At 58.3% G+C, this 19,455-nt stretch carries 14 protein-coding genes; 9 read left to right on the top strand and 5 right to left on the bottom strand.

The features are described 5' to 3' along the window. The first annotated feature begins 1 nt into the window (after position 1). Genes uca through urtE form a run of 7 tightly spaced genes read left to right on the top strand, consistent with a single transcriptional unit; the run spans position 2 to position 9,806 of the window. Positions 2-3,619, top strand: coding sequence for an urea carboxylase (gene uca / locus ACXI0A_RS04550; RefSeq protein WP_476150154.1), 3,618 nt, complete (start codon positions 2-4; stop codon positions 3,617-3,619). 9 nt (positions 3,620-3,628) lie between these two features. Next, the gene (locus ACXI0A_RS04545) at positions 3,629-4,327 is read left to right on the top strand and encodes a GntR family transcriptional regulator (RefSeq protein WP_224932418.1); all 699 of its coding nucleotides are present in this window, start codon (positions 3,629-3,631) and stop codon (positions 4,325-4,327) included. 28 nt (positions 4,328-4,355) lie between these two features. Continuing rightward, positions 4,356-5,624 carry an urea ABC transporter substrate-binding protein gene (gene urtA / locus ACXI0A_RS04540; protein WP_476150156.1) on the top strand — a complete coding sequence of 423 codons (1,269 nt, stop codon included), beginning with the start codon at positions 4,356-4,358 and terminating at the stop codon, positions 5,622-5,624. 56 nt (positions 5,625-5,680) lie between these two features. Further along, complete coding sequence (gene urtB, locus ACXI0A_RS04535) at positions 5,681-7,246, top strand: urea ABC transporter permease subunit UrtB (RefSeq protein WP_476150158.1); 1,566 nt, start codon at positions 5,681-5,683, stop codon at positions 7,244-7,246. Next, positions 7,246-8,322 (top strand): urea ABC transporter permease subunit UrtC, encoded by a 1,077-nt coding sequence (gene urtC, locus ACXI0A_RS04530; RefSeq protein ID WP_476150160.1) that lies wholly within the window; start codon positions 7,246-7,248, stop codon positions 8,320-8,322. Before urtB ends, urtC begins: the two co-directional genes overlap by 1 nt. Further along, entirely contained in the window at positions 8,315-9,106 is a 792-nt protein-coding gene (gene urtD, locus ACXI0A_RS04525; RefSeq protein WP_476150162.1) for an urea ABC transporter ATP-binding protein UrtD, read from the top strand. The genes urtC and urtD overlap by 8 nt, the downstream gene beginning before the upstream one ends. 1 nt (position 9,107) lies before the next feature. Continuing rightward, positions 9,108-9,806, top strand: a complete 699-nt coding sequence (urtE, locus tag ACXI0A_RS04520; RefSeq protein ID WP_476150163.1) for an urea ABC transporter ATP-binding subunit UrtE — start codon at positions 9,108-9,110, stop codon at positions 9,804-9,806. A 666-nt stretch (positions 9,807-10,472) separates the two neighbouring features. On the opposite strand, the gene ACXI0A_RS04515 is transcribed toward urtE, so the two are convergent. The 4 genes from ACXI0A_RS04515 to rbsK form a co-directional block, all read right to left on the bottom strand. Further along, entirely contained in the window at positions 10,473-12,059 is a 1,587-nt protein-coding gene (locus ACXI0A_RS04515; RefSeq protein WP_224932412.1) for a methyl-accepting chemotaxis protein, read from the bottom strand. 164 nt (positions 12,060-12,223) lie between these two features. Continuing rightward, positions 12,224-13,237, bottom strand: coding sequence for a DUF4432 family protein (locus ACXI0A_RS04510; RefSeq protein WP_476150166.1), 1,014 nt, complete (start codon positions 13,235-13,237; stop codon positions 12,224-12,226). After that, positions 13,234-14,559, bottom strand: coding sequence for an L-fucose:H+ symporter permease (fucP, locus tag ACXI0A_RS04505; RefSeq protein WP_224932410.1), 1,326 nt, complete (start codon positions 14,557-14,559; stop codon positions 13,234-13,236). Before fucP ends, ACXI0A_RS04510 begins: the two co-directional genes overlap by 4 nt. 9 nt (positions 14,560-14,568) lie before the next feature. Next, the gene (rbsK, locus tag ACXI0A_RS04500; protein ID WP_224932409.1) at positions 14,569-15,486 is read right to left on the bottom strand and encodes a ribokinase; all 918 of its coding nucleotides are present in this window, start codon (positions 15,484-15,486) and stop codon (positions 14,569-14,571) included. A gap of 362 nt (positions 15,487-15,848) precedes the next feature. On the opposite strand from rbsK, the gene deoR reads away from it, so the two are divergent. Then, a complete protein-coding gene (gene deoR / locus ACXI0A_RS04495; protein ID WP_476150169.1) occupies positions 15,849-16,613 on the top strand; it encodes a DNA-binding transcriptional repressor DeoR in 765 nt (254 codons plus the stop codon). 2 nt (positions 16,614-16,615) lie between these two features. Here deoR and ACXI0A_RS04490 read toward each other — a convergent pair whose 3' ends face one another. Further along, positions 16,616-17,563 carry an NAD(P)-dependent oxidoreductase gene (locus tag ACXI0A_RS04490; RefSeq protein ID WP_476150170.1) on the bottom strand — a complete coding sequence of 316 codons (948 nt, stop codon included), beginning with the start codon at positions 17,561-17,563 and terminating at the stop codon, positions 16,616-16,618. 185 nt (positions 17,564-17,748) lie between these two features. Here ACXI0A_RS04490 and ettA point away from each other — a divergent pair, with 185 nt between their 5' ends. After that, on the top strand, positions 17,749-19,416 hold the full coding sequence (gene ettA / locus ACXI0A_RS04485; protein ID WP_476150172.1) for an energy-dependent translational throttle protein EttA: 1,668 nt from the start codon (positions 17,749-17,751) through the stop codon (positions 19,414-19,416). The last annotated feature ends 39 nt before the right edge of the window (positions 19,417-19,455 follow it).

The raw sequence follows: 19,455 nt of genomic DNA, 5'->3' as shown, positions 1-19,455 counted from the left end.
CATGTTCAGCACCGTACTGATCGCTAACCGTGGCGAAATTGCCTGCCGCGCGATTCGCACCCTGAAGCGCCTCGGCGTGAAAAGCGTCGCCGTCTATTCCGATGCCGACCGTAACGCGCGCCATGTTAAAGAAGCCGATGTGGCGATCGCGCTCGGCGGCGACAAAGCCAGCGACAGCTATTTGCGTATCGATAAAATTCTGGCCGCCGCCAAAGAGACCGGCGCAGAAGCCATCTGGCCGGGCTACGGTTTCCTCTCCGAAAGCCTGCCGTTTGCTGCCGCCTGTGAAGAAGCGGGCATTGCGTTCGTTGGCCCGACCGCGCAGCAGATTGGCGAGTTCGGCCTGAAGCACCGCGCACGCGAGTTGGCCGCCAGCGCGGGCGTGCCGATGACACCCGGCACGCCGCTACTGAATTCGCTGGAAGAGGCACTCAGCGCCGCTGAAACCATCGGTTATCCGGTAATGCTGAAAAGCACCGCAGGTGGCGGCGGCATTGGCTTAACCCGCTGCGATGACGCCGATACGCTGCGCAATGCGTGGCAGAGCGTGCGCCGTCTCGGCGAACAATTCTTCAGTGATGCGGGCGTGTTCCTTGAGCGTTTTATCGACCGCGCGCGCCACGTCGAAGTGCAGATTTTCGGCGATGGCACCGGTAAGGTGATTGCGCTGGGTGAGCGCGACTGCTCATTGCAACGCCGTAACCAGAAAGTGGTGGAAGAAACCCCAGCACCGAACCTGCCGCAGACCACGCGTGAAGCACTGCTCTCTTCTGCCGTGCGTCTCGGCGAGTTAGTCAATTACCGCAGCGCGGGCACCGTGGAATACATCTACGACGCCGAACAGGACGCGTTTTACTTCCTCGAAGTGAACACCCGCCTGCAGGTGGAGCATCCGGTGACGGAGTGCGTGACCGGGCTGGATCTGGTCGAATGCATGCTGCAAGTCGCAGCCGGTGATGCCATCGACTGGGCGCGTCTGCAACAGGCCCCCAAAGGCGCATCGATCGAAGTGCGTATCTACGCGGAAGATCCGCTGAAAAACTTCCAGCCGAGTCCCGGCACCCTGACCGGCGTCCTTTTCCCGGATGACGTGCGCGTCGATGGCTGGATCGATACCGGTACCGAAGTCTCAGCGTTCTACGATCCGATGATCGCCAAACTGATCGTTCACGCCGAGACGCGTGCAGCGGCGCTGAAGAAAATGCAGCAGGCGCTGGATGCTACGCAGCTGCACGGCATCGCCACCAACCTCGACTATCTGCGCCAGATTGTTGCCACCGAAGCGTTCAGCAGCGGCAAAGTCTGGACACGTTTCCTCGACAGCTTTACGCCGTCCTCCAGCGTGATTGAAGTGCTGCAACCCGGCACCTTCAGCAGCATTCAGGATTTCCCCGGCCGCCTCGGCTATTGGGATATCGGCGTGCCGCCTTCCGGCCCAATGGACGACTTTGCTTTCCGCCTCGCTAACCGCATTGTCGGTAACCACGACAGCGCCGCCGGACTGGAATTCACCCTGCAAGGGCCGACGCTGCGTTTCCACAGCGATGCGGTGATTGCCCTGACCGGAGCCGATTGCCCGGCAGCGCTGGATGGCGCAAGTCTCGATTACTGGCAGCCGATCAGCGTGAAAGCGGGCCAGACGCTGACGTTAGGCCGCGCCCAAAGCGGCTGTCGTACCTATTTAGCGGTGCGCAACGGCTTCGATGTGCCGGAATACCTTGGCAGCCGCTCCACCTTCTCACTCGGCCAGTTTGGTGGTCATGCCGGACGCACCCTGCGCGTCGCCGATATGCTGCCGATCTCCCAGCCACTCCTGGCGGCCTGCACCACGCCCGCGCCAGTCAGCGAGCCGCAAGCGCTGGATCGTGCACTGGTGCCGCACTACGGCACCGAGTGGCGCATTGGCGTGCTGTACGGCCCGCATGGCGCACCGGATTTCTTCACTCAGGCGGCTATCGATGAGTTCTTTGCCAGCGACTGGCAGGTGCACTACAACTCCAACCGTCTTGGGGTGCGTTTAGTCGGACCAAAACCGACCTGGACACGCGCCAACGGTGGTGAAGCCGGGCTGCACCCGTCCAACGTACACGACTGCGAATACGCCATTGGCGCGGTGAACTTCACCGGCGACTTCCCGGTGATCCTGACCCATGACGGCCCGAGCCTCGGCGGCTTCGTCTGTCCGGTGACCATCGCTAAGGCCGAGCTGTGGAAAGTCGGTCAGGTGAAACCGGGCGACAGCATTCGCTTCCATCCGATCAGCGCCGACGAAGCGGTGGCGCTGGAGAAAGCCCAGGCGCACAGCGTGGAAACCCTGCGCAGCACCCATGCGCCAGCCTTCGAGGTGCCATCACTGGCCGCCAGCGATATTGGCTCCGCCACTTTGCTAGCCGCCTTACCGGCTACGGCTGCCACACCTGCAGCGGTTTACCGCCAGGCCGGTGATAAATATGTGCTGATTGAGTACGGCGACAACGTGCTGGATCTGGCACTGCGTCTGCGTGTGCACCTGCTGATGAATGCGCTGCGTGAACGTGCGGTGCCCGGCGTCGAAGAGTTATCGCCTGGTGTGCGTTCGTTGCAGGTGCGCTATGACAGCCTGATCCTCAGCCAGAAACAGCTGATGAATCTACTGCTGGAATTAGAAGCCGGACTCGGTGATGTCAGCCAGCTGAAGGTGCCTTCGCGCATCGTCTGGATGCCGATGGCATTTGAAGACAGCGCCACGCTCGGTGCCGTCGAGCGTTATCAGGAAACCGTGCGCGCTACCGCGCCATGGCTGCCGAACAACGTTGATTTTATTCAGCGCATCAACGGTCTGGAAAGTCGTGAAGCGGTACGTGACACCCTTTTCGATGCCAGCTATCTGATCCTCGGCCTGGGCGATGTCTACCTCGGCGCACCGTGCGCAGTACCCATCGATCCGCGCCATCGTCTGCTCAGTTCCAAATACAGCCCGGCGCGTACCTTCACCGCTGAAGGTACGGTCGGCATCGGCGGCATGTACATGTGCATCTACGGCATGGATTCCCCTGGTGGCTATCAACTGGTGGGCCGCACGCTGCCGATCTGGAACAAATTCCTCAAGAACGATCAGTTCGCGGCAGATGAGCCGTGGCTGCTGCACTTCTTCGATCAGGTGCGCTTCTATCCGGTAACCGAGGACGAACTCACCCAGTTGCGTGATGACTTCCGTGAAGGCCGCGCCACGGTACGTATCGAAGAAACCCTGTTTGATTTCGCCGCTCATGGGCAATTCCTCGCGGAGCACGCCGACTCGATTGCCGAATTCCGTCAGCGCCAGTCAGCCGCTTTCGAACAGGAAGTGACGCTGTGGGCGCAGGAAGAACAAAACGCGCCGCTCACCAGCGAAGAGACGCTGATGGTGGCGGAAGCCGATGAGGATGCGCTGGCGGTGTGCGCCGATATGAACGGCAACATCTGGAAAGTGCTGGTGCAGCCGGGTGATGTGGTGGAAGCCGGTCAAACGCTGATCATCGTCGAAGCGATGAAAATGGAACTGGCGATCGTCGCGCCGCAAGCCGGCACGGTGAAACGCATTGCCTGCCAGGCAGGACGTCCGGTCAGTCCGGGCGACACTCTGCTGTGGCTGGAATAAGGAGCGCGCATGAATCAAAGCCCACGTAGCAAAGGCCGTCCGGAAGCCCTGGCGGAGAAGGTGTATCAGGCGCTGAAACAGGACATTTTTGAGTTCCGTTTAATGCCCGGTGACCGCTTTAGCGAAAACGAAATCGCCGATCGGCTCGAAGTGAGCCGCACGCCGGTGCGTCAGGCGCTGTTCTGGCTGGAGCGCGAGGGCTTTGTCGAAGTGTGGTTCCGCAGCGGCTGGCAGGTGAAGCCGTTCGACTTCGAGTATTTCGAAGAGCTGTATGACTTCCGCACCGTGCTGGAGCGCGAAGCAGTGCGCCGTCTGTGCGCGCTACCGCCGCTGGCCTGTGCGGAGATTCTGACCGAACTGAAGAGTTTCTGGATCGATGCGCCTCGCCTGGAGGATGGCAAAGCGGTGTCAGCACACGACGAAGCCTTTCACATGGCGCTGGTGGCCGCCGCGGGCAATCAGGAGATGGCACGCATCCACGCCGAATTAACCGAAAAGATCCGCATTATCCGCCGTCTCGACTTTACGCGTGACGACCGGGTGGATGCGACATACCGCGAACACGCTCAGATTTTACGGGCGATTTTCCAGCAACATACCGAGGAGGCACAACGCATTTTAACCGACCACATCGCCGTCAGTAAGGCAGAGGTCAGAAAGATCACATTGCATATGTTACAGCAGGCCCGGCTTCAACCCATTGAATAAAAAAACTAACACATTTAGAGGGTTAACGATGAAAAGACGTTCGTTGCTAAAAGCTTTTGCGCTCTCCGCCACCGTAGCCAGTTTGGGCTTTACCTTTGGTGCCCAGGCCGCTGATACCATCAAAGTCGGCATCATGTCGTCGCTGTCTGGCACCATGGCGATCTCTGAAACGCCGCTGAAAGACGTGGCCCTGATGACCATTGATGAGATCAACGCCAAAGGCGGCGTGTTGGGCAAGAAGCTGGAGCCGGTAGTTGTCGATCCGGCGTCTAACTGGCCGCTGTTCGCGGAGAAAGCGCGCCAGCTGTTGACGCAGGATAAAGTGGCGGCGGTGTTTGGCTGCTGGACCTCGGTCTCACGTAAATCAGTGCTACCGGTGTTTGAAGAGCTGAACGGGCTGCTGTTCTATCCGGTGCAGTATGAAGGCGAAGAGATGTCGCCGAACGTGTTCTACACCGGCGCGGCGCCCAACCAGCAGGCGATTCCGGCGGTGGAGTACCTGATGAGCGAAGACGGCGGCAGCGCCAAACGCTTCTTCCTGCTGGGTACCGATTACGTCTATCCACGCACCACCAACAAGATCCTGCGCGCCTTCCTGCACACCAAAGGCATTCAGGATAAAGATATTGAAGAGGTCTACACGCCGTTTGGTTACAGCGATTATCAGACCATCGTTTCTAACATCAAGAAGTTCTCTGCCGGTGGCAAAACCGCAGTGATCTCCACCATCAACGGTGACTCTAACGTACCGTTCTACAAAGAGCTGGCCAATCAGGGCATCAAAGCCACCGATATCCCGGTGATCGCCTTCTCCGTTGGCGAGGAAGAACTGCGCGGTATCGATACCAAACCGCTGGTCGGACAGTTAGCGGCATGGAACTACTTCGAGTCGGTGGATAACCCAACCAACACCAAGTTCGTGGCGGATTACCGTGCCTATGCCAAAGCGCACAACCTGCCGAACGCGGGCACCGTGGTCACCAACGACCCGATGGAAGCGACTTACGTCGGCATTCACATGTGGGCGCAGGCGGTCGAGAAAGCCGGCACCACCGATGTAGACAAAGTGCGTGCGGCAATGGCCGGACAGAGCTTTAAAGCGCCGGACGGCTTCACGCTGACCATGGATAGCACCAACCACCATCTGCACAAGCCGGTGATGATTGGCGAAGTGGAAGAGAACGGTCAGTTCAACGTGGTGTGGCAGACCGATAAAACGGTGCGTGCCCAGCCGTGGAGCCCGTACATCGCCGGTAACGATAAGAAGCCGGATTATCCGGTGAAGTCGACCAAGTAACGCTTTAGGTGCGGTCTGATGACCGCACCCATTCCACTCACAACAGGACGATAACCATGACAATCTGCCGTTATCTCTGCTGTCTGTTGCTCCTGCTGCCGTGGCTCGCCCAGGCGGGCGATGGCGCTGATTTCGCCGCCGCCAGCCGCACCGAGCAGGCCAATCTGCTGCAACAGTGGGCCGCCGCACCGCAGGCCAGCCGCCTGCCGCTGCTGCAGGCACTGCGCAACGAAAGCATGGTCATCGACCAGAACAAACAGCCGTTCAGCAAACAGGATGACAAACTCATCCCGCTGGACAGCGCACAACAGCCGACGAGTGACACCAAAAAGCTGTTTATGAACAACCGCCTGCGCGTGTTAATCGCCAGCGCCCTCGCTGCCCACCAGCTGGTGAGCGACGATCCGGCTATCCGCCTGCGCGCCGCGCAGCAGTTACAGAACGATGGTGCTGCCGACCAGTTACCGCTCATCGAACAGCGTATCACCGTGGAGAAAGACACCCAGGTACACTCGGTGCTCGCCATGGCGGCGGCCAACCTGCAACTCGCCAGCCCGGATGCCAGTGTGCGTCTCAAAGCCGTCACGCTGCTCGGTGAATCCAGCGACCCGAATATGCAGGCCAGCCTCAATCGCTTAACTCAGGCCAGCAACGAACCCGATGCGCAGGTGCGCGCTGCTGCTGCTGCCAGCCTGCAGCAGATTAAACATCGCCTAATGTGGGGCGATATTTTAGGTCAGGCGTTTACCGGCCTGTCACTTGGCTCGATCCTGCTGCTGGCCGCGCTTGGCCTGGCGATCACTTACGGTCTGCTTGGCGTGATCAATATGGCGCACGGCGAGATGCTGATGCTCGGTGCCTACGCCACCTGGTTCGTGCAGAACCTGTTCCAGCAGTTCGCACCGCAGTGGCTGGCGTGGTATCCGCTGCTGGCGCTGCCCATTGCGTTCCTGGTCACCGCCGGTATTGGCATGCTGCTGGAGCGCACCATCATTCGCCATTTATACGGCCGTCCGCTGGAAACCCTGCTCGCCACCTGGGGCATCAGCCTGATGCTGATCCAGCTGGTACGTATGCTGTTTGGCGCACAGAACCTGGAAGTGGCCAACCCAGGCTGGCTCTCCGGCGGTTTGCAGGTATTGCCTAACCTGGTACTGCCGTACAACCGTATTGCGGTGATCCTGTTTGTGTTTGCCGTGCTCGGCCTCACCTGGCTGCTGCTGAACAAAACGCGTCTTGGCCTCAGCGTGCGCGCCGTGACGCAAAACCGCGCTATGGCCGATTGCTGCGGCGTGCCGACCGGACGCATCGATATGCTGGCGTTTGGTCTGGGTTCTGGCATTGCCGGACTGGGCGGCGTGGCGCTGTCGCAGCTCGGCAACGTCGGGCCGGAACTCGGCCAGGGTTACATCATCGACTCATTCCTGGTGGTGGTACTCGGTGGCGTTGGTCAACTGGCGGGCACCGTGGTGGCGGCCTTTGGCTTAGGCATCCTCAACAAAGTGCTGGAGCCGCAGATTGGTGCGGTGCTGGGCAAAATCCTCATCCTCGTGCTGATCATCTTGTTCATCCAGAAACGTCCACAGGGACTGTTTGCCTTCAAAGGGAGGGTAATAGACTGATGAGCCAACCCCTAACCTTAACCCTGACGCGCAAAGCGCCACGCCTCAGTATCAGCCTCGGCATCGTCATCACCGTGCTGCTGCTGGTGCTGCCGTTCTGCGCCCTGCTGCCCGCCACGCATCCGCTGGCGATCTCCACTTACACGCTCACGCTGGTGGGGAAAATCCTCTGCTATTCCACGGTCGCCGTGGCGTTGGATCTGGTGTGGGGCTACGCCGGGTTGCTGTCGCTCGGTCACGGTTTGTTTTTCGCGTTGGGTGGCTATGCGATGGGCATGTACCTAATGCGACAGGCTTCCGGCGATGGCTTACCGGCGTTTATGTCGTTCCTGTCGTGGAACGAACTGCCGTGGTTCTGGGCGGGCACGCAGCACTTTGCGTGGGCACTGTGCCTGATCATGCTGGTGCCGGGCTTGCTGGCGCTGGTGTTTGGCTTCTTCGCCTTCCGCTCAAAAATCAAAGGCGTTTACTTCTCGATCATGACGCAGGCGCTGACCTACGCGGGCATGCTGCTGTTCTTCCGCAATGAAACCGGCTTTGGCGGCAACAACGGCTTTACCGGTTTCACCACCCTGCTCGGCTTTAATGTCACCGCCACCGGCACGCGCATTGGACTGTTCGTCGCCACCGTGCTGCTGCTGTTGATTAGTCTTGGCATTGGCTTCGCACTGGCGCGCAGCAAATTTGGCCGGGTGCTGACAGCGGTGCGCGATGCCGAAAACCGCCTGATGTTCGTCGGTTACGATCCTAAAGGCTTCAAGCTGTTTGTCTGGACGCTGTCGGCGGTGCTGTGCGGGCTGGCGGGCGCGCTGTATGTGCCGCAGGTCGGCATTATCAACCCCAGCGAGATGTCACCGACCAACTCGATTGAGGCGGCTATCTGGGTGGCACTCGGCGGGCGTGGCACCTTGATTGGTCCACTGCTCGGCGCGGCGATTGTGAATGGCGCTAAGAGCTGGTTCACCGTGGCCTTCCCCGAATACTGGCTGTTCTTCCTCGGCCTGATGTTTATCCTCGTCACGCTGTTCCTGCCGCGTGGTGTGATTGGCCTGCTGCGGCGGAGGCGTGATGACTGAACAACTGTTTACCCAACCTCATCCAGCGGACCGTCATCGCGATCAGAGCGACCCGGTACTGCAACTGGAGAAGATCAACGTCTCATTCGATGGCTTCCGCGCGCTCACCGATCTGTCGCTGAAGATCGGCGTAGGCGAACTGCGCTGTGTGATCGGCCCTAACGGCGCGGGCAAAACCACGCTGATGGATGTGATCACCGGCAAAACCCGTCCCGATAACGGGCAAGTGATCTACGACCAGGACACCGATCTCAGCTGCATGTCGCCGGTGGAGATCGCGCGCGCCGGCATTGGCCGCAAGTTCCAGAAACCCACGGTGTTTGAGGCGCTCACGGTCTTCGAGAATCTGGAAATCGCGCTGAAAAACGACAAATCGGTGTGGGCCAGTTTGCGCGCCAGGCTGAACGGCGAGCAGCAGGATCGTATCGATGAGGTGCTGAAACTGCTGCGCCTGGGCGGTGAACGTCAGCGCAAGGCCGGGCTGCTGTCGCACGGTCAGAAGCAGTTTCTGGAAATCGGCATGCTGCTAGTGCAGGACCCGCATCTGCTGCTGCTGGATGAACCGGCAGCCGGCATGACCGATGCAGAAACTGAGTACACCGCTGAGCTGTTCCGTAGCCTGGCGGGCAAGCACTCGCTGATGGTGGTCGAGCACGACATGGGCTTTGTCGAAACCATCGCCGATCACGTTACCGTGCTGCATCAGGGCCAGGTACTGGCTGAGGGATCGTTACGCGAAGTGCAGGCGAACGATCGGGTCATCGACGTTTATCTGGGGCGCTAACATGTTGCAGGTTTCTGAACTGAATCAATATTACGGCGGCAGCCATATTTTGCGCGGCCTCTCTTTTGAAACCAAACCAGGTGAAATCACCTGCTTGCTGGGGCGTAACGGCGTGGGCAAAACCACGCTGCTGAAATGTTTGATGGGATTGATCCCGGCGAAATCCGGCGAGATTCGCTGGCAGGACAAGGTGATCAACAGCCGTAAGCCGCACCAGCGCGTGCAGTCAGGCATAGCCTATGTGCCGCAGGGCCGAGAAATCTTCCCGCGCCTGACGGTGGAAGAGAATCTGCTGATGGGGCTGGCACGCTTCTCGGGGTCACAATCCAAAACGGTGCCCGACGAGATTTACCAGCTGTTCCCGGTGCTGCGCGAGATGAAAGCCCGCCGCGGCGGCGATCTCTCCGGCGGGCAACAGCAGCAGTTGGCGATCGGCCGTGCTTTGGCATGTAAGCCGCAGCTGTTGATCCTGGATGAGCCCACCGAAGGGATCCAGCCATCGGTGATCAAGGAGATCGGTGCAGTGATCCGTCAGTTAGCCCAGCGCGGTGATATGGCGATCTTGCTGGTGGAGCAGTTTTACGATTTTGCCGCCGAGCTGGCCGATCAGTATCTGGTGATGTCGCGTGGAGAGATCGTGCAACGCGGCGCGGGATCCAATATGGAAGCAGAAGGCGTGCGCGGATTAGTGGCGATTTAAAGGTCGTCTGCACACAGGGATACAGAGCGCCATAAATGGCGCAATACTTGTCAGTTAGGTGGCGGATGATAACGCAGTCTGGCGCCGTTCCGGGACTGGCGGTCCTCACGCCGCTAGCGCGGTACCTTCACTTCATTCGTTTGCCTGACGGACCGGCTGGGATGGCACATCGTGTGCCGCCCAGCCTTTCGCCCGCATCCATGCGTGCTCTCCTGGCAGACTCATTCCGTTCAGCGCTGCGGATTGCCTGCCCCGGAACGGCACCAGCCTGCTCTAAAGCTTCAGTGCGTGTTGTCAAAAACGGCACGCTGGTTGAGGCCAGAGCGCCTCTGCTGCTGCAATGGCTATCCGCAGCGCTGAGGCTTTTACGTTGGGCCAGGCGCAGGGATGCGACTGGCAGTTCGGGTTCGCCAGGACGGCCTTACCCGAACGGTCCGTAGGCACGACGTGGAAGACGAAGGCACCGCGTCAGCGGCGCGAGGACGGCCCGGCAGCAGCAGAGGCGCTCGGGCCCGCACTCCGGAAGCTTACCCAAACGAAAAAGGCTGACACTTTTAACAGTGCCAGCCTTTGCGAATATGCGCTTAATCGAACCATTTTATGCCATAAATCGCGCCGTTACAGGCCATTGCCTGCCGCTGAATCAGCGTAGTTTGTTGCGCGAAATTACTGAGCCGGTTTCGACTCCAACTGGAACACACTGATATTCTCCACCAGCGAACCAACCTGCTGATTCAGCGCGCGCGCCGACTGGGCGGACTGCTGCGACAGCGTGGCGTTCTGCTGGGTGGCGGCATCCAGATGGGTCACTGCCAGATTCACCTGCTCGATGCCCACGCTCTGCTCCGCGCTGGCGGATGAGATGTTCTCCATCAGCTCACACAACTGCTTCACGCTCTCGACGATCTCCTGCATCGACGATCCCGCGCCCTTCACCAGCGTATTGCCCTGCGCAATCAAACTCACCGAACGATCTGTCAGGCCACGAATGTCACGTGCCGCCGATGCGGAACGCTGTGCCAGCGCGCGCACTTCCGACGCCACCACTGCAAAACCACGGCCATCATTCCCGGCTCGCGCGGCTTCGACCGCCGCATTCAGTGCCAGAATGTTGGTCTGGAACGCAATGCCATCAATCACCGTGACGATCTCATTGATCTCACGGGAGAACTGATGGATCTCGCTCATCGCCACCACCACTTTGTCTACCACCTCGCCGCCATCTCCGGCGCGCTGGCGAGTATCACGCGCAATATCACTCGCATGACGCGCGTTTTCGGCGTTGTTTTTCACCACTGAAGTCAGCTGCTCCATCGAAGCCGCCGTCTCTTCTAGTGCGCTAGCCTGCGCCTCGTTGCGCGCCGACAGTTCGCGGCTGCCGTGCGCCACCTGGTCGGTGGTATCGGCAATGGCTTCAGTGCCGGAACGCACACCCGTGACAATGCGCGTCAGGTTGTGGTTCATATCACGCAGTGCGGCCATCAGCTGCGCCGTTTCGTCGCGTCCTGAAACCTCAATCTGCGTGCGCAGGTCACCCGCTGCCACGGTTTTCGCCACGTTAATCGCCTGCTTCAACGGGCGCGTAATACTCTGGATCAGCCAGGCGGTAATGCAGATACCCACCAGCAAAATACAGCTCATGGCGATTAACAACAGCGTGCGGGTTTTCTGGTAGTGCGCGAGGTTATTCGCTTCGATTTCCTGATGCATCTGCTGCGCGCGCTTCAGCGTGGCGGCCACCAGATCGTCAATTTGCTGCGTTGGGGCGCGGTCAATGCCGGTGACCAGGTGGTCAACCCGCGCCGCACTGTTAATATCGCTGATGCTGTAGTTTTCCAGCGCCGCCAGATACTTGCTCTCCAGCCCGGCATGCACTGCACGCGCCTGTTCCACCGGTGCAACAGGTAACCCTAGCGCCGTCTGAATTTGACTCAACTTGCTAAGCAACGCCTGCGTCTGCTGGCTCTCTTTCAAAAACGCCTTTTTGTACTTATCGAAGGTCTCCTGCCCTTGGGTGCCACGCAACAGGGTATTTTTCCACTCCTGCACCTGAATCTTGAACTGCACCTGCGCACTGCGCGCGGTGTCGATGCTGTCGGCAATCAGGACTTCACGCGCCATCACGTCCTGATTGTTGTCCAGCGCCTGCATATTGACTTGCAGTCCGTGCAGTCCCATCAACAATGTGGCAAGCAACAGCAGCGTGGCGAGAAAACCCAGCCGCTGGCCAATTTTAAACTGATTGAGCTTCATAAATCTGAACCCTGGTAAAGAGAGAGGAGAACCAATGTGACGAATGTCGCAGGGGTTATCGTCCAACAGGGCGTTGAGCTTTATACGATTGGCGAGGAGATTACGTGACAGTTTTGTGAATAGCGAAGCGGTAGGAATCCAGGCGGCACAAGGGCCGCCGGTATTTACAGAATGCCGGTCTCCACGCTGAAGTGGCGTTTCTCGCCGGGTGCCAGCTCAACCAGGGTGCCAGCGCGCTGCGCCGCCTTAAACCCTTCCGGCCGACAGGTGGAGGGCAGCACATAAGCCGCCACCTGCTGATCGTGATTGTGCAGCAGCCAGCGCGTGGCATGGGGGAACTGTCGACTGTCGAAGCGCGTCATTAACGCATAGCCTTCCAGTGCATGCAGTTCGAACTGCACTTCGTTGCCGTACTGCGGCAGATCGTCGGCAAAGAACACGATCTCCGGATCGCACATTTCTGGCTGATCCAACTGCTGCAAGGGCTGCGGATCGCGTGCCAGCTGATCGGTATACGCGGTCCACTGCGGCGTCGGTTTCACATGCGCCGGGATCGAAGTGCGCAGCTTGAAAGCATCCTGCGGGATCGACTGCTTAAAGCGGCCATTGACCAGCCAGGCACTGTTCAAATGGCACATGTACTGCAGCGGCATTGGCGCGCCCGCCAGATTGGTGACATTCATCTCAATCTGCAGACGCGGCGTGTTAGCGTGCAAACGCACCGCTGGAGAGGCCAGATAGTGATGGCCAAAACCTTTCACATACTCGGTCTCTCCTTCCAGCGACACGCGATCCTGCTCCAGCACGATCCATGCGCTGTTCATACGCGCACAGGCCATTTCACCGTGTAGCGGATGGTCGTCATCCGGTGCCGGACAGCCGTTCGCCAGCAGGCCGGAGTGGAAGGCAAAACAGCCGTAAGTATCGATAATCGAACTGCCCAGCAGCGGCTGTTTGAAGCTGTGTCCCATGGTCAGCGAGTGGTCATCAAAAGTCGCGTCCCACACCATCTGACCGTAAAACGGCAGCACAATCACCGTGCCGCGTTGGTTACGGATGCGCACCGCTTCCACGCCCGCCGGATAGCGAAACAGCTCAACGTGGAAATAGTCATTGTGCAGCAGCGTACTGGGCGTTTCCTGAAACTGTTCACGACGTAACGGTAATCGGGTTTTCATGGCATCTCCTCAACCAGACGACCAGCCTGCACCGCCTGATTTTTATGGCGCAGCTCGCCCCAGAAGTAGAATCCGACCCAGGCGAAGCACAACAGCGACACACCAAAGGCCAGCTGCATTGATCCCAGATGATCGGAGACGAAGCCCTGAATCGCCGGGATAAACGCCGCGCCAACAATCGACATGACGATAAACGCGCCTGCCACTTCAGTGTACTTGTTATCCACCGTGGCCAGCGTGCCCGCGTAAATCGTTGCCCAGCAGGGTCCGAACAGCACGCTGACAAACACTGCCGCGTACACGGCGGTAAAGTTAGGCACAAACATCACCCACGCCAGAGTGATCACGCCGAGCACCGAATAGGCAATCAGCACTTTTTCCGCGCGGAAGCGTGTCATCAGGAAGTTGGCGACAAACTTGCCGATGAAGAAGCAGATAAAGCTGTAAATCATAAAGTTAGAGGCGTGACGCTCATTCGTCGCGCCCAGCGTCAGTGCCAGACGAATGGTGAAGGACCACACCGCCACCTGCATGCCGACATACAGGAACTGCGCCACGATGCCGCGTTTGAAGTGGCGATTACCGGCCAGATAGCGGAAGGTTTCCCCCAGCGATGGCAGCGACTTTTCGCTCGACGCGGGTTTGCAACGCGGATAACGGGTAAACAGGAACAGCAGCATCACCACCACTAACACCATCACCAGATATTTGTACGGCTCCAGCGTGTGTTCCAGCATGGTGAGGCGGAAGGCATGCGCCTGCTCGGCATTCATGGTCGCCATCTGCGTATGCAGACTTTCACCGTCCTGGAATACCAGATATTTGCCCAGCACGATGCCCATCAGCGCGCCGATCGGGTAGAACGTCTGGCTGATGTTAAGACGCAGCGTGGCGTGATCGCGATGACCTATCATCGAGCTATAGGTATTCGCAGCGGTTTCGAGGAAGCTTAAACCAATGGCGATGGCAAAAATTGCCGCGAGGAACATGGTGTAAGTCGCCATGTGCGAAGCGGGATAGAACAGCACGCAGCCCACGATGTACAACACCAATCCCATCAGGATCGCCAGCTTGTAGGTGGCTTTGCGGATCACCAGCGAAGCCGGAATGGCAATCAGGAAGTAACCGCCGTAGAACGCGCTCTGCACCAGTGCACTGGCGAAGTCGCTCAACGCAAACACGCTTTTGAACTGGGTGATCAGGATGTCGTTTAAGCTCGCCGCGCAGCCCCACAACGGGAACAGGCAAGAGAGCAAAATGAACTGGAACAGCGGCGTCTTATTCAGATAGCCGTCAGGTTGCTGAACAATGTTCGGTTGCATAGATCGACCTCAGTTTACGTTGAGAAAACGCTGGAAGGTGTCCGCGTCCGGGTAGGAACGTTGCGTGCCGCGTCCAGTGACGCTGCAGGCGGCATAGGCCGAGGCTTGCGCCATCGCCGTGGGGATATCGCCGGTCTTCACCAGCACATGCGCAAAGCAACCGATGAAGGCATCACCGGCACCGCTGGTATCGACGGCTTTTACTGAGGTAGGCGCGACCTGATGCAGCGCATCGCCCGCCATCCACAGTGAACCGCGCGCACCCAGGGTGATAATCAGGTTTTTGAGGCCACGCTTAAGCAGCGTCTGGCCCGCCCGTTTTACCTCATCATCGGTTCCGACCGGCATGCCGGTGAGGATCTCCAGTTCGGTTTCGTTGGGCATAAAGAAGTCGCACTTGCAGGCGTAATCGATATCCAGATTCGCCACCGCCGGTGCCGGATTGAGGATCACTTTGATGTCGTGCTGACGGGCAAAATCAATCGCGTAATAGACCGTTTCCAGCGGGATCTCGAGCTGCAGGATAATCAACTGGCACGCTTTCAGCGCCTCGGCAGCCGCATCAATATCGGCCGGTTTGAGCTGCTGGTTGGCGCCTTTAATGATCAGAATGCGGTTCTGCGATTGGTCATCAACGAAGATCGGTGCCACGCCGCTGGAAGTGCCCGGCGCGGTGGTGACAAATTGGGTATCGACGCCCTGCTGTTTCAGGTTCGCCACGGTGTTCGGCGCAAACAGATCGTCACCCACTTTACTCACCATCATCACGCTGCCGCCCATTTTCGCCGCGGCCACCGCCTGATTTGCGCCTTTGCCACCGCAGCCGATGGCGAAATCAGGCGCTTCCAGCGTTTCGCCCGCCTTCGGCATCTGGTTAGTGTAGGTAATGAGGTCCACCATATTTGACCCAATAACCGCGATATCCATTGTTTACTCCCCGGTGAATTTTTAGCATTTAAATGTTATTTAAATCACACTAGCAGGTATACAAAGTGATCGATGTGACAAAATTCACATCCTGAGCAGCCTGTGAAAACGATTTAGCTGACAAGAAGGCCAGTCTGGATGTTATTATTTTAACAAAACAACATCAGTGCTGTTGACGCTTTCAGCGCGGTGTGGGAAGTTTGCGGGGCGATCTCATTACGGGTAAAATTGAAAAATTGCCGGCTGTATAAGTCGCAAATCATTAAAATATGAGAGATTTACCACGATTTTTCGGTAGCGCTTCTGCCTCGCCGATGGGTAAAACCTTTCACTCTCAGGATAGCCATTACACAGAGATGCTCATGGAAACCCGGCGCGAAGAACGCATTCACAAGCTGGCGCAAGCACTGAAGCGCACCGATAAGCTGCACCTGAAAGATGCGGCGCAGCTGTTGGGCGTCTCAGAGATGACTATTCGTCGCGATCTGACTGAACCCGCCTCTACGGTGGTCCTGCTCGGGGGCTACATCGTCAGCGATCCGAAAAGCCATGCCGGACACTATTTCGTCTCCGATCAGCACGGGCAAAATGCCGCACGCAAACAGCGGCTGGCACAGACGGCAGCCAGTTTGATCAGCGAAAACGATACGGTGTTTTTTGACTGCGGCACGACGCTGCCCTATATCGTGGATGCGATTTCCGACACGCTGACGTTTACCGCCATTTGCTGTGCCATGAACACATTTCTGGCGCTGAAAGAGAAGCCGGCCTGCAATGTGATCCTTAGTGGCGGCGAGTTTCATGCTGATAACGCCCTGTTCACGCCGATTGGCGCGCATTCGATCCTCGACGATCTTTGCCCGACGCTGGCGTTTATCTCGGCGGCCGGTATCGATCAGGAACAGGGCGCAACCTGCTATAACATCAATGAGTTGGCGATGAAGCACCACGCGATGCTGCGGGCGCGTACTCGGGTATTGGTGGCCGACAGCAGCAAATATGGCAAAGTGCTGCCCGCGCGTATTGGCGAGCTGCGTCGTTTTGACATGCTGGTGAGTGACAGCGCGCCGGATGCGGCGCTGAAGGATTGGCTGACGCAACAGAAGATTCCGCTGCGCCTGCCGTAACGTTAGGCCCAGCGATCGATAACCGCTTCGCCATCGCGCAGACGCCGCAGGTTATCGCAGATCCCTTTGATATTGCCCGCCAGTGAGATATCCGTTACGCCGCCAATGTGGGGCGTGGCGATCACGTTATAGTCGAACACCGGATCCTGCGGATTGGGTGGCTCCTGCCAGAACACATCCAGACCGGCACCGGCCAGTTTTTTGCTTTCCAGCGCCGCGAGAAATGCCTGCTTCTCAATTAATCCACCGCGTCCGAGGTTAATCAGAAAGCTGTTCTGCTTCATCTGCGCCAGTGTAGCGGCATCAATAATGTTATGGGTGTCTGGGTTGTCCGGCAGGCTCAGCACCACAAAGTCGGACTGCTGCAGGAGTTCGGGCAACTGCGCCATGGTTCCCAGCCAGTCGAGCTGATGCTGACGTGCAAAAGCCTCATCCGCTTCGCGCTTTACGCCGATCATGCGCATGCCAAAAGGCGCCAGTCGCTTGGCTATGGCTTTGCCGATACCGCCTAACCCTACCAGGCCAACCGTTTTGCCCATCAAGCCCATGCCAATCGGCTGACCGAGTTTCTGCTGCGCCAGGCAATCCGCGATCTCATGCTGGCGCCGCGCCAGACCAATCATCATCCAGATGCCCAACTCGGCAACCGAATCCGCATTGCCTGAATGATCGGAAGGCACGTTCGCGACCATGATCCCGGCCTTTCTGGCGGCATCAATATCCACGCCTTCCAGTCCTACGCCCGCCTGCTGTACCAGCTTCAGGCGATCGGCGGTGGCCAGCAAGCGCGCATCCACACGGCACATACCGGGGATCAGCGCATCGAATCCCGCCAGGCTTTCCGCCGCATGGCCCGCAGAGGCGACAAACTCCACATCGGGTAACGTCTGACGAATTGAAGGAATCAATCCGCCCCAGGCATGTTCATCGGCCGCAATCAGCACTCTCATCGAACCCCTCCCGTTTCAGGCAAAAAGGCAGCATAGTCTGGCCGTTGAGTGAGAATCAATCAGTTATCGGTTTGTGAGCCCGGCTTCATAAGATTCAACGCCATGTGGCTGTGATTGCAGGGTGAAAACGGCTAAACTTCAGCATCTGACGTTCACCACTCACTGACCAAGAGGCTCAATACAACGTGGCTCAATTCGTCTATAGCATGCATCGCGTCGGCAAAGTCGTTCCGCCGAAGCGTCACATCCTGAAGAATATCTCTCTTAGCTTCTTCCCTGGTGCCAAAATCGGCGTACTCGGCCTGAACGGCTCGGGTAAATCCACTTTGCTGCGCATCATGGCGGGCATCGACACCGATATCGAAGGGGAAGCACGTCCGCAGCCGGGCATTAAAGTCGGCTACCTGCCACAGGAACCAAAACTGAACCCAGAGCACACCGTGCGTGAATCTGTGGAAGAAGCGGTATTTGAAGTGGTTGGCGCGCTCAAGCGTCTCGACGAAGTGTACGCACTGTATGCCGATCCGGATGCCGATTTCGACAAGCTGGCTGCCGAGCAGGGCCGTCTGGAAGAAGTGATCCAGGCCCACGACGGTCACAACCTCGATACCCAGCTGAACCGTGCTGCTGATGCCATGCGTCTGCCAGACTGGGATGCCAAAATCGAGACCCTGTCCGGTGGTGAACGCCGCCGCGTCGCGCTGTGCCGTCTGCTGCTGGAAAAGCCAGACATGCTGCTGCTCGATGAACCAACCAACCACCTGGATGCTGAATCCGTGGCCTGGCTGGAACGCTTCCTGCACGACTTCGAAGGCACGGTAGTGGCGATCACGCACGACCGTTACTTCCTCGACAACGTTGCCGGTTGGATTCTGGAGCTGGACCGTGGCGAAGGTATTCCGTGGGAAGGTAACTATTCTTCCTGGCTGGAGCAGAAAGATCAGCGTCTGGCGCAGGAAGCTTCATCTGAAGCAGCGCGTCGCAAGTCGATTGAAAAAGAGCTGGAATGGGTACGTCAGGGCGCGAAAGGCCGTCAGTCCAAGGGCAAAGCCCGTCTGGCACGCTTTGAAGAGCTGAACAGTACCGATTACCAGAAGCGTAACGAAACCAACGAATTGTTCATTCCACCAGGCGCACGCCTCGGTGACAAAGTGTTGGAAGTGACCAATCTGAGCAAATCGTATGGCGATCGTGTGCTGATCGACGATCTGACCTTCTCGGTACCGAAGGGCGCGATTGTCGGCATCATCGGTCCGAACGGTGCGGGTAAATCCACGCTGTTCCGCATGATGTCAGGTCAGGAGCAGCCGGATTCCGGCACCATCGAGCTGGGCGAAACCGTCAAGCTGGCGTCAGTGGATCAGTTCCGTGATGCGATGGATAACTCCAAAACCGTGTTCGAAGAAGTGTCTGGCGGTCAGGACATTATGCGCGTCGGCAACACTGAGATGCCAAGCCGTGCCTATGTCGGTCGCTTCAACTTCAAAGGCACCGATCAGGGCAAACGCGTTGGCGAGCTGTCCGGTGGTGAGCGTGGTCGTCTGCACCTCGCGAAACTGCTGCAGGTTGGCGGCAACCTGTTGCTGCTCGATGAACCAACCAACGACCTCGACATCGAAACCCTGCGCGCGCTGGAAAACGCCCTGCTGGAATTCCCTGGCTGTGCCATGGTGATCTCGCATGACCGTTGGTTCCTCGACCGTATCGCCACCCACATCATCGATTATCAGGATGAAGGTAAGGTGGAGTTCTTCGAAGGTAACTTTACTGAGTACGAAGAGTACAAGAAACGCACCCTCGGCGCAGACGCGCTGGAGCCAAAGCGTATCAAGTACAAGCGTATGACGAAGTAATGGTTATGATGTGAAAAAGGCGCCAATCGGCGCCTTTTT

Source organism: Pantoea sp. C1E2 (genome assembly GCF_056491465.1).
This window is presented reverse-complemented; position numbering and strand designations above follow the sequence as displayed.

Coding starts and splice junctions, on each gene's coding strand:
- urtB (WP_476150158.1), top strand. CDS start 5,681: ATGACAATCTGCCGTTATCTCTGCTGTCTGTTGCTCCTGCTGCCGTGG.
- urtE (WP_476150163.1), top strand. CDS start 9,108: ATGTTGCAGGTTTCTGAACTGAATCAATATTACGGCGGCAGCCATATT.
- urtA (WP_476150156.1), top strand. CDS start 4,356: ATGAAAAGACGTTCGTTGCTAAAAGCTTTTGCGCTCTCCGCCACCGTA.
- ACXI0A_RS04510 (WP_476150166.1), bottom strand. CDS start 13,237: ATGAAAACCCGATTACCGTTACGTCGTGAACAGTTTCAGGAAACGCCC.
- rbsK (WP_224932409.1), bottom strand. CDS start 15,486: ATGGATATCGCGGTTATTGGGTCAAATATGGTGGACCTCATTACCTAC.
- ACXI0A_RS04490 (WP_476150170.1), bottom strand. CDS start 17,563: ATGAGAGTGCTGATTGCGGCCGATGAACATGCCTGGGGCGGATTGATT.
- ACXI0A_RS04545 (WP_224932418.1), top strand. CDS start 3,629: ATGAATCAAAGCCCACGTAGCAAAGGCCGTCCGGAAGCCCTGGCGGAG.
- uca (WP_476150154.1), top strand. CDS start 2: ATGTTCAGCACCGTACTGATCGCTAACCGTGGCGAAATTGCCTGCCGC.
- deoR (WP_476150169.1), top strand. CDS start 15,849: ATGGAAACCCGGCGCGAAGAACGCATTCACAAGCTGGCGCAAGCACTG.
- urtD (WP_476150162.1), top strand. CDS start 8,315: ATGACTGAACAACTGTTTACCCAACCTCATCCAGCGGACCGTCATCGC.
- fucP (WP_224932410.1), bottom strand. CDS start 14,559: ATGCAACCGAACATTGTTCAGCAACCTGACGGCTATCTGAATAAGACG.
- urtC (WP_476150160.1), top strand. CDS start 7,246: ATGAGCCAACCCCTAACCTTAACCCTGACGCGCAAAGCGCCACGCCTC.
- ACXI0A_RS04515 (WP_224932412.1), bottom strand. CDS start 12,059: ATGAAGCTCAATCAGTTTAAAATTGGCCAGCGGCTGGGTTTTCTCGCC.